Below are 12,522 nucleotides of genomic sequence, written 5' to 3' on the forward strand. Positions count from 1 at the left end.
TCAACAGTTTGTTGAAAATTCGGAGGAGAAAGGGGAGCGTCGCCGACCAGGAGAAGGCTCAGGCACCCTTCTCGCGGTTGAGGTAGTTGTAGACGGTGAAGCGGCTGACCCCCAGCGCGCTCGCCACGGTCTCCACGCCGTGCCGCACGGCGAAGGCGCCCCGCGCCTCCAGACCGCGCACGATCTCCTGCTTCGCCTTGCGGTCCAGGTCCGCGAGCGGTCTGCCCTTCCGGCGCTCCAGCGCCGCGAGGATGTGGTCGAGGGAGTCCGCGAGCTGCGGCAGCCGTACGGCGACGACGGCGGCGCCCTCCCAGGAGAGCACCACGTCGTCGGTTCCGGCCTCGTCCGGCGGGACCATCTCGCCGCCCATGGCGTCGACCAGCGGCTTCACCGCCGCGATGAAGGCCTCGTCACCGGTGCCGGTCACCGGTCGCCGTCCTCGACGACGTTGACCTGGAGCGAGATGCGCGTGGCGCCGGCCGTCAGCGCCTTGCGCAGCATCGTGTCGACGGCGCCGAGCACCGCGTCGGCGCCGCCCTCGGCGGTGTTGCCGAACGGTCCGACGTCCACCGCGTCCAGCCCGGCCGTCTCGACGACCTCGCGGGCCACCACCGCGTGCGCGGGCGCCTCGTCGAGGTCGAAGGGCTCGGTCGTGAACTCCACTCGCAATCGCACTGTGCCCCCATGGCATCGGCTCCGACCTGCGCGTTCCCTCAGTCCTCCGACCGAGAGGGCACACCCGGGGCACATTCCCCCGGCAGGGCACCGAACGCCCGGCCCACCGCCGCCCCGGTCCGCGCCTCCGGCACGACCTTAACGGACTCTCCTGCGGCGATCAGCGGAGATGCGCGGGCAGACCGCCCGGTCCCCGCACGGAAACGGAACGAGTGCCTCTGCTCGCGGAACCGTACTTCCGGGAGGAGATCACCGCGGGCCCCTCACCCCGCCTTCGCGTAGCGGCTGGCGGGACGCGGAAGGCGCAGGTGGCCGCGGAGGGTGGTGCTGTCGTACGCGGTGCGGAAGGCGCCGCGGCGCTGCAGTTCGGGAACCAGGCCGCGGGTGATCGCCGTCAGGTCGTGCGGCAGGACGGCCGGCCGCAGCCGGAAGCCGTCCAGCCCGGCGGCGCGCCAGTCGAGCAGCAGGTCGGCCAGTTCGCCGGGCGTGCCGGTGAAGATCTCGGCGTCGGAGCGGAGTCCGGCCCCGGCCCGCTCGTCGAGGCGGGCCAGTCGGCGGGCGGCGGCGCCCGGCCGTTCGTCGAGGAGGACGAGGAGGTCGGCGAAGGTCCGCAGCGGGCGCTCGGCCAGGTCGCGGCCGGACTGCCGGACCGCCGCGTCCACCTGGGCGAGGATCGCCGCCGCGCCCGCCCGGTCGTGCGGGGTGACGGCGACGGCGTCGGAGGCGGCGGCCGCGAACTCGTACGGTGTGGAGGCGTGGGCGAGACTGAGCACGGGCGGCTGGCCCTGAGGGCTGCGCGGGGTGATCGAGGGGCCCTTGACGCTGAAGTACCGGCCCTGGAAGTCGATGTGGTGGACCTTGTCGCGGTCGAGGAAGCGGCCGGTCGCCGCGTCCCGTATCTCGGCGTCGTCCTCCCAGCTGTCCCACAGCCGCCGCACCGCCTCCACCACGTCGGTGGCCTCGGCGAACAGGTCGCGCAGCCGGGCGGCGATCCGCTCCGGGTCGGTGACGTCCTCGTCGGTGAGCTGAGGCGTGGTGCGGCGGCCGAAGAGGCCGGCGTCGGCCGCGCGGGACGCTATCTGCGGGCGCCAGCCGGCCCGGCCCCGGCCGGCGTGGTCGAGGGTTGCGATGCCGATGGCCAGGTGGAACGGCTCGGTGTGGGTGACGTTCGCGGTCGGGACCAGGCCGATGCGGGTGGTGAGCGGGGCCAGGTAAGAAGCGAGCAGCACCGCGTCGACGGCGCCCCTGACCTGGTCGGTGCGGTCGTCGGGGCGGTGGAAGGCGGCGGACTGGAGGCCGAGGCCGTCCTCGAGGGTGACGAAGTCGAGCAGTCCCCGTTCGGCTTCCGCGACCAGGCCGGCCCAGTGACCGGCGGTGAGCAGTTCGGCGGGACGGGCGCCGTCCTCGCGCCAGGCCGCCGGGTGCCAGCCGGCACCGTCGAGGGCGACGGCGAGGTGCATGGGGTCGCCGGGGGCGCCGGTCGTGCCGGTCATGCGGAGGTCTCCTTCGGGTCGTGCGCGTCGTGTCCGGCAGGGCGGCCGCCCCAGGAGGCCGGACGGGGGGCGTCGGAAAGACCGAGGTGGTCGCGGAGGGTGGTGCCGGTGTAGTCGGCCCGGTGGACGCCCTTCTCCTGGAGCAGCGGCACCACCCGGTCCACGAAGTCGTCCAGGCCGCCCGGCGTGAGGTGCGGGACGAGGACGAAGCCGTCGGCGCCGTCGGTCTGGACGTAGTGGTCGACGGCGTCGGCGACCGTGCGGGGGCTGCCGGTGAAGGTGGGACGGCCGCCGACCTCGATGACCAGTTCCCGGATGGACAGGCCGCGTTCCGCCGCGCGTTCGCGCCACTTGCGGGCGGTCTCGGCGCGGCCCTTGCGGAACACGGAGTGCCCCTTGAGGAAGTGCGCGTCGTCCTCGGGCTCGATGTCGGGCAGCGGGCCGTCGGGGTCGTATCCGGACAGGTCGCGGCCCCAGACCGCCTCCAGATGGGCGATCGCGGTCTGCGGGCTCACCAGCTCCCGGCTGATCTCGTCGGCATGGGCGGCGGCCTCCTCGTCGGTGTCGGCCACGACCACGTTGGCGGTGGGAAGGATCAACAGGTCCTCGGGGCGGCGGCCGTAGCGGGGCAGACGGCGTTTCACGTCCCGGTAGAAGGCGCGGGCGGCGTCGAGCCGGTTGTGCTTGCTGAAGACGACCTCGGCGTCGGAGGCGGCGAACTCGCGGCCCGCGTCGGACTCGCCGGACTGGATGACCACCGGGTGGCCCTGGGGTCCGGGCGGGGTGCTGAACCGGCCGGATATGTCGAAGTGCCGGCCCCGGTGGGCGAAGCGGCCGGCCCCGGCCCGTGCGTACTCCCCCGACACCGCGTCGGCCCGCAGGTCGCCGTCGGCCCAGCTGTCCCACAACTCCCGTGCCGCGGTGAGGAATTCCGCGGCACGGGTGTAACGGTCGGCCTCGGGGAGGAAACCGCCCCGACGGAAGTTCTCACCGGTGAAGGCGTCATGGCTGGTGACCACGTTCCAGGCGGCCCGCCCGCCGCTGAGCCGGTCCAGGGTGGCGAAGCGTCGCGCCACCTCGTACGGCTCGTTGAAGGTGGTGTTGACCGTGGCGGCCAGGCCCAGGTGCGTGGTGACGGCGGCCAGGGCGCTGAGCACGGTCAGGTTCTCGGGGCGGCCCGCGATGTCCAGGTCGTAGACCTTCCCCTTGTGCTCGCGCAGCCGCAGTCCCTCGGCGAGGAAGAAGAAGTCGAACCGGCCGCGTTCGACGGTCCGTGCGAGCCGGACGAACGAGTCGATGGCGATCTGGCTCCCGGAACGCGGGTCCGACCAGACGGTCACATTGTGGATGCCGGGCAACTGGGCCGCGAGGTGCACCTGTTTCTGACGGGTTGCGGGCACGGTGCCTCTCCTCCTGCGAAGTCCGGTCGATATCAAGGTCGTTGGGATGAGCGGGGGTGGTGGTCCGAGCCTGCACGGGCCGGCCGTCCGCTGCACAGTCCGGCCGGCCCCGCTTCACGAGGTGTTCATGCGCCCGCGACAGAAGCCTCCGTGCCGGGGGCGGGGGCCGCCGCGGGGGTGGCGTGGGGGGCCGGGGAGACGAAGCGCACGCGGTTGTCGAAGGCGACGCCGTGGCTCTTCACGTCGATGGTGACGCGATCGCCGTCGGCGATCCGGAACCCGTCGTGGAAACTCGCCTCGTCGGCGCCCAGCAGCACGTAGTTGACCAGTCCCGGCCGCCGCACCGCGGGGTACGTGAACAGGTGATCGGCCATGTCCTGCACCCGGTGGTAGAGCGCGTCGTCGCCGCAGTCGAAGCCGCCCTCCCAGGCTGTCGCGCCGTCCCGGACGATGGTGACCCGCCCGGTCACCGTGCGCGGCGGCGGGCCGAGGAACAGCCACGGGGTGAGCGCGGTGTCGCACAGCTTGCAGTACGGGTTGTAGCCGGGGTCCTGGCGGTGCAGGCCGATGTCGCACAGGTCGTTGCCGAAGGTGTAGCCCGCGTAGTGCGGGGTGCCGTCGGCGTCGTTGACGTAGACGAGGGCGACCTCCGGCTCCTCGATGAGGGCGACCGGCCGCGCGGGCACGATCAGGTCCTCGCCCGGCAGCCGCACCCAGTCGCCGAAGCCCTTGAAGAACCACTTGGGCGGGGTGAACTCGCCGTCCGCCGGAGCGGTCCGGCCGCCCCACTTCTTCTTGTGCGTGCCCATGAAGCCGCTCAGCAGCGCCTTGCCGGACGCGGTCGGCAGCAGCGGGGGCAGCAGACGCAGGCCGGGGTCGCCGGTGGTGACGACGACGCTCTCCGCGCCCTCGGTGAGGGCCGCGCGCAGGGCCGCCTCCGAACCGTCGGTGGCGACGAAGGCGGCGGCCACCGCGCCGTCCCCGACCCGGTAGAGGGTCTGCCGGGCGCCGTCCTCGGGGCGGCCGAAGCCGACGTGGCGGGCGCCGTGGTACTCGGCCTCGAAGAGGACGGGGAGATGAGGGCTGGACATGGGTGACTCCTTCGTCGCGTCGGTGTGTTCGGGCGTTCAGGGGTGCGGGGCGGGGACCGCGGGCGCGTCGGCTCCCGTGAGGTCGGCCAGAACCTCGCCGAGGCGGTCCACGGACGCGCGGATCCACGGCAGGGCGAGGGGGTCCGCGGTCGACAGGGCGGCGGTGCGCCGCTCGTCGGTGTCGCCGTAGAGGCGGCTGGTCGCCACCCGGATCCGCAGCGGGCGCCCCGGCTCCCCGAAGGCGCTCGCGGGCAGGACGCCGACCCCGTGGCGGTCGAGCAGCAGCCCGGCCAGGGCGTCGCCGTCGCGCACGCCGTGCGCGCGGGTCAGACGGTCGCGCAGCGGCCCGAAGTCCGGGTAGAGGTAGCAGGTCGCGGCGACCGGCGCCGTCCGCGCGCCGGCTGCGGCGAAGCGGTCGGCGACCGCGCGCACCACCCGCTCGTGCAGCCGCCGGCTCGCCGCGACCCGCTCCACGACCTCGGGCGGCTCTTCGAAGGCGTACGCGGCCGCCGTCTGCACCGGGGCCGGCGGGCTGGACCAGATCTGGCTGGCGACGGCGACGAGCCGGGAGCGCAGAACGCGCCCCAGCTCGCCGTCCGGCAGCCGGGCCACGCCGGTGCGCCATCCTCCGAGCGCCAGATTCTTGGTCAGTCCGGTGGTGACGACGGTCCGCTCGGGTGCGTGCACGGCCGGGGAGACGGCCGGCGCGGCGGTGTCGTACACCAGGTCTCCGTAGATCTCGTCGGAGACGATGACGAGGTCCAGGTCGCGGGCGGCGCGGGCCAGCCGCCGCAGGGTGCCGTCCGACGCGATGGTGCCGGTCGGGTTGTCGGGCACGGTGACGACCACGGCGCGGGGGGCGCGCCCGGCGGCGCGGGCGTCGGCGACCGCCTCGCGCAGCCGGTCCGGGTCGGGCACGCCGCCCTCGCCCGGCAGGATCGGTACGGGCAGGGGGCGCGCCCCGGCGAGACGGGCCTGGGCGGCGTAGCTGACCCAGCTCGGGACCGGCACGACCACGTCGCCGCCGAGGGCGAGGAGCAGGGCGAACAGCAGCGACTTGCTGCCCGGCCCCGCCACCACCCGCCCCGGCTCGGTGTCCAGCCCGCGCCGCCTCCAGTACCCGGCGGCCGCGCCGCGCAGGGCGGGGCTCCCGTCCACGGGGCCGTACGCGTTCTCCCCGGCCGCCGCACCGAGCCGCGCCACCAGCCCGGGCAGCACCGGCAGCCCGATCTCCCCGCTCGCCAGCGACAGCACCCGTTCCCCGGCCGCACGCCGCCGGGCCAGCACGGCGTCGGCGGCCAGCGTCGCCGACATGGGGACCGGTACGGGGTGGGACATGACGGCTCCAGGGGGTGAGGTGCGGCCGGCAGGCACGGCACGGTCGTCGGGAAGGGCGTCCGGGGTGCGGTCAGGTGGTGGTCGCCGGTGCGTCGGCGAACCGTCCCCGGAGTTCGGCCTTGCGGATCTTGCCGGTGAGGGTCTTGGGGAGGGCGGGGACCAGTTCCAGGCGGTCCGGGAGGAAACGGGGGTCGTGACCGGCCCCGGTGAGCCGGGCGCGGACGTCCTCGAGGGTGGGACCCCCGCCGTCGCGGCCGACCACGACGGCGACGATCCCGCCGCCCACGGAGCCCACGGGGTCTTCCGGGCTCTCGGCGGCGCTCCCCGCTCCCCCGCCGTCCGTCGGTCCGAGGCCGACCAGGGCCGCTTCGACGGCCTCGGGGTGGCTGCCGATCAGCGCCTCCAGCTCCGCCACCGGGGCCACCCGCCCCTCACGCACGATCGCGTCGCGGGCCCGCCCGAGGACGCGGATGCCGCCGCGCCCGTCGGCGCGGGCGAGGTCGCCGGTGTCGAACCAACCGTCGGCGTCGAGTTCGGCCGCGAACGCCTCCGGGCGCCGAAGGTAGCCGAGCGCCAGCGACGCCCCGCGCACCTTCAGCCGGCCCACGTGCTCGCCCTCGCCCCCGGTGGCGCCGGACGTCTCGATCCGGACCTCCATGGCGTCGATCGCGCGGCCGTTGCTGTGCGCCGCCCAACCTTCGGGGTCCTCGGGCCGGGTGGTGGTCACGGGGCCGTTCTCGGACATGCCCCACAGCGAGTGGGCGCGGGCGCCCAGCGTCGCGGACACCTCGTCGGCCAGCTCCGGCAGGACCGGTGCCGAGCCGATCACCGCGTGCCGCAGGGTGCCCGTGTCGCGCCGCCGGGCCCGCTGTGACGCGGCGACGTCCGCGAGGGTGGCGGGCGGCCCGTACAGCAGGGTGGCGCCGTAGCGTTCCACCAGGTCGAGCAGCACCTCGTTGCGGCGTGCGTCCTGGAAGGCGACGGTGCCGCCCAGCAGGACCGCGCCGAGGACGCCCTGCGCGAACCCGGAGTAGTGCACCAGCGGCGTCGAGACGGCCGCCACCCAGTCGTCGCCGGCGCCGAACGCGTCGACGTAGCCGCGGACGGCCGAGTGGACGGTGTTCGGGCTGTGCACGACGCCCTTGGACAGGCCGGTGGTGCCGGAGGTGAACAGCACCACGAAGGGGTCGTCGGCCCCGGCCGCCAGGCCGTCCAGCCGGGCGGCCGCGCCCTCCCCCGTCTCCCGCTCCACCGCCACGAAGTGCTCGTGGAAGCCGAGCGCGCCCTCGGGCACGGGACCGTCCGCCACCAGGACGTGGGCGAGCGCGGGCAGTTCGTCCCGGAGCCGGACGGCGGCCTCCGCCGGCGGCGCGCCCGCCGCGCCGGGCAGGGTGACGTACACCCGCGCGCCGGTGAGCGCGAGACGGTGGCGCAGCTCCTCCCCGGCGCACAGCGGCGAGACGGGGACGATGACCGCGCCGATCCGGAGGGAGGCGAAGATCAACGGCACCATCTCCCAGCGGTTGGGGAGCTGCACGGCGACGAAGTCACCCCGCCGCGCACCCAGTTCGAGCAGAGCCAGGGCGAACCGGTCGGTCAGGCGGTCCAGTTCCGCGTAGTCGAGGGTGTCGGTGCGGGACTCGGCGACGCGCCGGCCCGCGACGGCCGTCCGGTGCGGACGCAGCCGGGCCTGGCGGTGCAGGTCGTCGAGGAAGGTCTCGTCCCGCCACCAGCCGCGCCGCCGGTACTCCGCGGCACGCCCCGCGGGCACCCGGTACGCGGCCTCCTCCGGTGCGGGCGCCGGCCGTTCGGCGGCGACGCTGCTCATCGCAGGTCCTTGCGGCGGGCGGCGAGCAGCTCGGGCAGCGGGTCGCCCGCGCGGGCGGAGGCGATCTCCAGCAGGTCGCGGGTGTTCCGCCGGACCCGGTCGCCGACCCAGTCGAACACCCACGTCCTGCGGGCCTCGGCCGGCAGGTCGAAGGGGACGACGCGGGTGACGGCCAGGGCGGCGGACGCGGCGCCGCCGATGTTGGCGATGACACCGGGCACCAGGGCGGCGCCGGAGGCGGCGACCTTCTCCTTGGCGGCGGCGCTGGAGGCGAGGTTGGCGCCCTCGACGACCAGCCCGGCCCGCAGGCGGTGGGTGTTCTCGGCGGTCAGCGCGTACTTCTGCGCGGCCAGCACGAGAATGTCCGCGTCCACGTCCAGCCAGGCGTCGGGCTCCCCGGAGAGGGTCACGCCGTCCGGCAGCCGGGCGCGGTCGATACGTCCGAACCGGTCGGTGACGGCGATCAGTCCGGCCGCCGGAAGCCGCTCCGCGCTGATGGTGCCCTCGACGTCGGCGACGGCGACGACGGTGTGCCCGCGGTCCTCGAGGAACCGCGCCACCGCCCGGCCCACCGCGCCGAAGCCCTGCACCACGACCCGCGCCGCTCCGGTGCGGCCGCTCGCCTCCAGCGCGGTGAGGGCGGCCACGCCGACGCCGTGTCCGGTGGCGTCGATCAGCGGCTCGTAGTACGTGCGCCAGTCGATCGGCATGTCGGGGGCGCCGGGGCGGTAGCGGGGGTCGTAGCCGGCCTCGTCGAAGAAGACGGCCCGGTCGGCGGGTGTGACGCCCATGTCGATGCCGAGGTGGATGCCGCCGTGCAGGAGCGGCTTCACGGTGCGGCCGAAGGTGCGGAAGGTGGTCTCGCGGTCGGTGCCGTCGGAGACGATCCCGGCCTTGGCGCCGCCGATGCGCAGTCCGGCCAGGGTGAACTTCTCGGTCATGTCGCGGGCCAGTCCGGCGACTTCCTCCTCGGTGACGCCGGGGGTCATCCGGGTGCCGCCCATCGCCAGGCCGTCGACGAGCGTGTCGACGACCACCCAGCCCTCGATGGTGCCGCCGCTGCCGTGGAGGTGGACGGTGAGGGCGGGGTCCTGCGGGTCTTCCAGAGCGCTCATGGCGTACTCCTCGGGTCCGGTGCGGAAGGGGGGAAGGGACGTGTCGCATGCGCCCGGCGGGGGCGGTCGCGGCGTGGGGTCACCGGTACAGCTCGGTGAAGCCCCGCAGGATCTCCAGGCCGTCCCTGCGGAACTCCAGATGGGCCTGGGAGCCGAGGACGCGGCCGTCGTCGGAGCGCAGGAACTCCACGGGTGCCTGTGCGGAGCGGCCGATGGCGCGGTAGCCCGGCGGGGCCTCCTGGAGGTAGAGGGTGTGCCGGTGGAACACGGTGACCGTCGGCTCGACATGGCTGAACAGCGGTTCCGTGGTGTCGACCTGTGCCTCGTGGCCACCGACCCGCTGCGGCCCCTCGGCGAGCCGGCCGCCGGCGGCGACGGCGAGGATCTGCATGCCGCCGCAGATGCCGAAGACGGGCACGTCGGTGTGGGTGACGAGGTCGATCAGCGGCTGGTAGTAGGTCCGGTCGTAGGCGCGCACCTTGGTGCCGCTGAGCACGATCGCCTGGTGGCGCCCGTTCAGCCGGGTGGGTACGGACGCGGCGTCGACGGTCTCGGTGAGCGAGCCCATCTGCTCGAATCTGCGCCGCAGTTGCGGCAGTGAGAGGGTGCCGTTGTTGACGACGAGGACACGGGGCCGCGTCATGCGCTCGCTCCTGCGGGGCGGGCCGGTGCCGGCGGGGCGGTGATGAGCGTGCCGGTGCGGCCGGCCAGCAGCGGGGTGACGGCGGCGCTGCCGATGACGACCCGCGCCACACCCCCGTCCAGGGCTTCGCCGGCGGCCCGCAGCTTCTTGCGCATGCCGCCCTTGGCGCCGCCGTCGCGGAAGGCGGCCGCCTCGCGGGCGCTGATCCGGCGCACCGGCCGGTCGTCGATCAGCAGGTGGCCGACGTCGGTGACCAGGACGAGGTCGGTGGCGCCGACGGCGGCGGCGATCGCGGCGGCGGCCCGGTCGGCGTCGGTGTTGACCTCCCGGCCGGCCGCGTCGCGGGCGAGCGGGGTGACCACGTGGGCGTGGCCGGGCAGCAGGTCCTTCAGGGGCGCCGGGTCGACGCCGGTGATGGGTCCGACGAGGTTCTCGAGTTCGACCAGTTCCTTCTCCCGCCACCACCAGCGCTCGCCCTCGCCCGCGTTCACCAGGCCGTCGCTGCCGACGAGCCGTTCGCCGGTGATGCCGCGGTCCGCGAGCCTCCCGAGGACGTCCTCGGCGAGCCCGGCGCTGACGGTCTTGATGTCCTCGATGACCTCGGGCGTGGTCCAGCGGCTCTGGTTGCCGTAGCGGTCGCGCAGGATCGCGGAGGGTTCGCCGTAGCGGGGGCGGAGCCGCTTGAGCGGCTTGGACCAGCCGTGCACGAGGATCAGGGGGTGGCTGCGCCCGTGCCGGGCCAGGTCGTCCCACCAGCCGCCGTCGAGGTCGTCCAGGCAGCTTCCGCCGAGTTTCACCACCGTGGGGACGGTGTCGCGGGCGCTCATGCCGGCACCACCGGCTGCTGCGTCAGCCCCGTCTCCTCCGGCAGGCCGAACCGCAGGTTGGCGGCCTGCACGGCCTGTCCGGCGGCGCCCTTGACGAGGTTGTCGAGGGCGGCGAGCACCACGATCCGGCCGCCGTCCTCGTCGTACAGAGCGGTCACGTCGGCGTAGTTGGAGCCGAGGACGGCCTGCGGGTCGGGCACCGGGATCAGCGTCTCCTCGTGCCGCCGCACCCGCACGAAGGGCTTGCCGCGGTAGAAGCGCAGGTAGGCCCGCGCCAGCTCGCGCTGGTCGATCGCCGCGTCGGTGAAGACGTAGGAGGAGGTGAGCAGTCCGCGTACGTGGGAGACGCCGTACGCCGACATGGACAGGTTGCCGACGGCGCCGGGGCGGTCGCGCTCCAGGAAGTCGGCGACCTCGGCGGCGTGCCGGTGCCCGGTCGGGGAGTACGGGGCGATGGCCCCGGCGCGGAAGGGGTGCAGGTCGGAGGTGCGCAGTCGCAGCCCGCCGCCGCTGGAGCCGCTCTTGCCGTCGACGACCACCGTCTTCAGGCCGAGGCCGAGGCCGAGGACGAGCGGGGCCAGGCCGAGGGTGATCGCGGTGGCGTAGCAGCCGGGCAGCGAGATCAGCGGGGCGTCCTCGAGCCGGTCGCCGATCAGCTCCGGTACGCCGTAGACGAACCGGTCGGCGAGGTCGGGGCGGCGGCGCACCTTCGGGTACCAGCGGTCGTGCAGTTCCGGGGTGCGGATGCGGAAGGCGCCGCTGAGGTCGATGACGGCGGGGACACGGTCGGCGAGCAGGGCGGCCAGTTCGGCCGAGACGGGTGCCGGGGTGGCCAGGAAGAGGACGTCGACCTCGTCGGCGGTCTCCTCGGTGACGGGCCGCACCGTCAGGTGCCGGCCGAGGCGCAGCCCGGGGTGGAGCTCGGCGGGGCGCCTGCCGATGCTGGAGGAGCCGCCGAGGAAGGTCAGCTCCAGGTCGGGGTGCTGGGTGACGAGTCGGATGAGTTCGCCGCCGGCGAGCCCGGAGGCACCGACGACTCCTGCGCGGATCATGCGAGCAGCTCCTGCACGTAGCGGCCGACGGCCGAGGGGATGTCCGCTCCGGTGGCGGCGGCCACCGCCCGGAAGCCGGGCGCGTGGTTGACCTCGTTGACGACGAGGCCGTCGGGGGTGCGGAAGAGGTCGACGCCGTAGATCCCCGGCCCCAGGACGTCCACCACGGCGTCGACGGTCTTGAGGATGTCGGGGTCGTGGCCGGCGGCGCGGTTCCTGTTGCCGAGGGCCGCGTTGTTGCGCCAGTCGGTGCCGTCGCTCTCGAACTCGGCGGCGCCGACCAGTTCGCGGCCGACGACGAGGCAGCGCACCGAGCCGCCGCCGAGGTACGGCTCCATGAGGCCGGCCTGTTCGAAGGCGTGGGCCAGGTCCTCGACGTAGTCGTAGACCGAGTGGGCGGTGTCGGCGTGCCGGATGAGGGTGACCCGTCTGCCCATGCCGCCGAAGACGGGCTTGAGGACGACGGGCGGCGGCAGTTCGGTGAGCGCCTTGTCGAAGTCCTTGCGGGAGAGCACCAGCCGGTGGTCGGGCACGGGCACGCCGGCGGTGTGCAGCAGGGCCCGCAGGGCGGCCTTGTTCTCGCAGGCGTGGATGGCGCGGGCGGTGTTGAGGGTGGGGACGCCGGCCGCCTCGGCGAGGGTGGCGATCAGCCCGCCGCGGGTGTAGCTGCGGCTGCGGATCAGGACGGTGTCGTAGCCCCGCAGGGCGGGGGCGTCGGGGTGGCCGAGGGTGAGGGACTCGTCGTTGACCCAGTCGAGGCGGAGGCCGAAGGCCGGGGCGGCCTCGATGAGCAGGCGTTCCTCCCAGGCGACGCGGTCCGCGACGATGGCCGCGGTGCGGGTGGCGCCCATGTCACTGGCCCCAGTCGCGGAGTTGGACCTCGACCGTCTCCAGCGACAGCCGGCCGTCCTCGACGGCCTCGACGCGCAGGGTCAGGACGCATTCGGGGCAGGAGAGGGTCTCGCCCGCGGTGACCGGGGGCACGGTCAGGTCGGTCTCGCACTCGGGGCAGACGCCGGTCAGGGTGGCGGTGGACATGGGTTCAGCTCCGTGGTGGTGG

At 74.6% G+C, this 12,522-nt stretch carries 13 protein-coding genes; all 13 read right to left on the reverse strand.

Annotated features, from left to right (window positions below; genetic code table 11):
• Window positions 1-58 precede the first annotated feature (58 nt).
• The 13 genes from ACF1DX_RS09610 to ACF1DX_RS09670 all read right to left on the reverse strand — a co-directional run bounded on the left by ACF1DX_RS09610 (window position 59) and on the right by ACF1DX_RS09670 (window position 12,500).
• A complete protein-coding gene (locus tag ACF1DX_RS09610; RefSeq protein ID WP_391790629.1) occupies window positions 59-427 on the reverse strand; it encodes a helix-turn-helix domain-containing protein in 369 nt (122 codons plus the stop codon).
• The gene (locus ACF1DX_RS09615; protein WP_391790630.1) at window positions 424-675 is read right to left on the reverse strand and encodes a hypothetical protein; all 252 of its coding nucleotides are present in this window, start codon (window positions 673-675) and stop codon (window positions 424-426) included. Before ACF1DX_RS09615 ends, ACF1DX_RS09610 begins: the two co-directional genes overlap by 4 nt.
• 263 nt (window positions 676-938) lie before the next feature.
• A complete protein-coding gene (locus tag ACF1DX_RS09620; RefSeq protein WP_391790631.1) occupies window positions 939-2,168 on the reverse strand; it encodes an LLM class flavin-dependent oxidoreductase in 1,230 nt (409 codons plus the stop codon).
• Window positions 2,165-3,568 (reverse strand): NtaA/DmoA family FMN-dependent monooxygenase, encoded by a 1,404-nt coding sequence (locus ACF1DX_RS09625; RefSeq protein ID WP_391790632.1) that lies wholly within the window; start codon window positions 3,566-3,568, stop codon window positions 2,165-2,167. The genes ACF1DX_RS09620 and ACF1DX_RS09625 overlap by 4 nt, the downstream gene beginning before the upstream one ends.
• 125 nt (window positions 3,569-3,693) lie before the next feature.
• On the reverse strand, window positions 3,694-4,659 hold the full coding sequence (locus ACF1DX_RS09630) for a fumarylacetoacetate (FAA) hydrolase (protein ID WP_391790633.1): 966 nt from the start codon (window positions 4,657-4,659) through the stop codon (window positions 3,694-3,696).
• A gap of 36 nt (window positions 4,660-4,695) precedes the next feature.
• Window positions 4,696-5,997 (reverse strand): pyridoxal phosphate-dependent aminotransferase, encoded by a 1,302-nt coding sequence (locus ACF1DX_RS09635; protein ID WP_391790634.1) that lies wholly within the window; start codon window positions 5,995-5,997, stop codon window positions 4,696-4,698.
• 70 nt (window positions 5,998-6,067) lie between these two features.
• Window positions 6,068-7,825 (reverse strand): AMP-binding protein, encoded by a 1,758-nt coding sequence (locus tag ACF1DX_RS09640; protein WP_391790635.1) that lies wholly within the window; start codon window positions 7,823-7,825, stop codon window positions 6,068-6,070.
• Window positions 7,822-8,940 carry a Glu/Leu/Phe/Val dehydrogenase dimerization domain-containing protein gene (locus tag ACF1DX_RS09645; RefSeq protein ID WP_391790636.1) on the reverse strand — a complete coding sequence of 373 codons (1,119 nt, stop codon included), beginning with the start codon at window positions 8,938-8,940 and terminating at the stop codon, window positions 7,822-7,824. Before ACF1DX_RS09645 ends, ACF1DX_RS09640 begins: the two co-directional genes overlap by 4 nt.
• A 79-nt stretch (window positions 8,941-9,019) precedes the next feature.
• Window positions 9,020-9,583 (reverse strand): type 1 glutamine amidotransferase, encoded by a 564-nt coding sequence (locus ACF1DX_RS09650; RefSeq protein WP_391790637.1) that lies wholly within the window; start codon window positions 9,581-9,583, stop codon window positions 9,020-9,022.
• Window positions 9,580-10,410, reverse strand: a complete 831-nt coding sequence (locus ACF1DX_RS09655; protein ID WP_391790638.1) for an acetylglutamate kinase — start codon at window positions 10,408-10,410, stop codon at window positions 9,580-9,582. Before ACF1DX_RS09655 ends, ACF1DX_RS09650 begins: the two co-directional genes overlap by 4 nt.
• Window positions 10,407-11,462, reverse strand: a complete 1,056-nt coding sequence (gene argC / locus ACF1DX_RS09660) for an N-acetyl-gamma-glutamyl-phosphate reductase (protein WP_391790639.1) — start codon at window positions 11,460-11,462, stop codon at window positions 10,407-10,409. The genes ACF1DX_RS09655 and argC overlap by 4 nt, the downstream gene beginning before the upstream one ends.
• Window positions 11,459-12,313: a RimK family alpha-L-glutamate ligase gene (locus ACF1DX_RS09665; RefSeq protein WP_391790640.1), complete on the reverse strand. Its 855-nt coding sequence runs from the start codon at window positions 12,311-12,313 to the stop codon at window positions 11,459-11,461. The genes argC and ACF1DX_RS09665 overlap by 4 nt, the downstream gene beginning before the upstream one ends.
• Window position 12,314: 1 nt before the next feature.
• Window positions 12,315-12,500 (reverse strand): lysine biosynthesis protein LysW, encoded by a 186-nt coding sequence (locus tag ACF1DX_RS09670; RefSeq protein ID WP_351727812.1) that lies wholly within the window; start codon window positions 12,498-12,500, stop codon window positions 12,315-12,317.
• Window positions 12,501-12,522 lie beyond the last annotated feature (22 nt).

The sequence above is a fragment of the Streptomyces sp. NPDC014676 genome, assembly GCF_043084105.1.
Taxonomy (GTDB): Bacteria; Actinomycetota; Actinomycetes; order Streptomycetales; family Streptomycetaceae; genus Streptomyces.

Excerpts from the sequence above, each read along its gene's own strand:
- ACF1DX_RS09620 (WP_391790631.1), bottom strand. The coding sequence starts at position 2,168 with ATGACCGGCACGACCGGCGCCCCCGGCGACCCCATGCACCTCGCCGTC.
- ACF1DX_RS09630 (WP_391790633.1), bottom strand. The coding sequence starts at position 4,659 with ATGTCCAGCCCTCATCTCCCCGTCCTCTTCGAGGCCGAGTACCACGGC.
- ACF1DX_RS09635 (WP_391790634.1), bottom strand. The coding sequence starts at position 5,997 with ATGTCCCACCCCGTACCGGTCCCCATGTCGGCGACGCTGGCCGCCGAC.
- ACF1DX_RS09640 (WP_391790635.1), bottom strand. The coding sequence starts at position 7,825 with ATGAGCAGCGTCGCCGCCGAACGGCCGGCGCCCGCACCGGAGGAGGCC.
- ACF1DX_RS09645 (WP_391790636.1), bottom strand. The coding sequence starts at position 8,940 with ATGAGCGCTCTGGAAGACCCGCAGGACCCCGCCCTCACCGTCCACCTC.
- ACF1DX_RS09650 (WP_391790637.1), bottom strand. The coding sequence starts at position 9,583 with ATGACGCGGCCCCGTGTCCTCGTCGTCAACAACGGCACCCTCTCACTG.
- ACF1DX_RS09655 (WP_391790638.1), bottom strand. The coding sequence starts at position 10,410 with ATGAGCGCCCGCGACACCGTCCCCACGGTGGTGAAACTCGGCGGAAGC.
- argC (WP_391790639.1), bottom strand. The coding sequence starts at position 11,462 with ATGATCCGCGCAGGAGTCGTCGGTGCCTCCGGGCTCGCCGGCGGCGAA.
- ACF1DX_RS09665 (WP_391790640.1), bottom strand. The coding sequence starts at position 12,313 with ATGGGCGCCACCCGCACCGCGGCCATCGTCGCGGACCGCGTCGCCTGG.
- ACF1DX_RS09670 (WP_351727812.1), bottom strand. The coding sequence starts at position 12,500 with ATGTCCACCGCCACCCTGACCGGCGTCTGCCCCGAGTGCGAGACCGAC.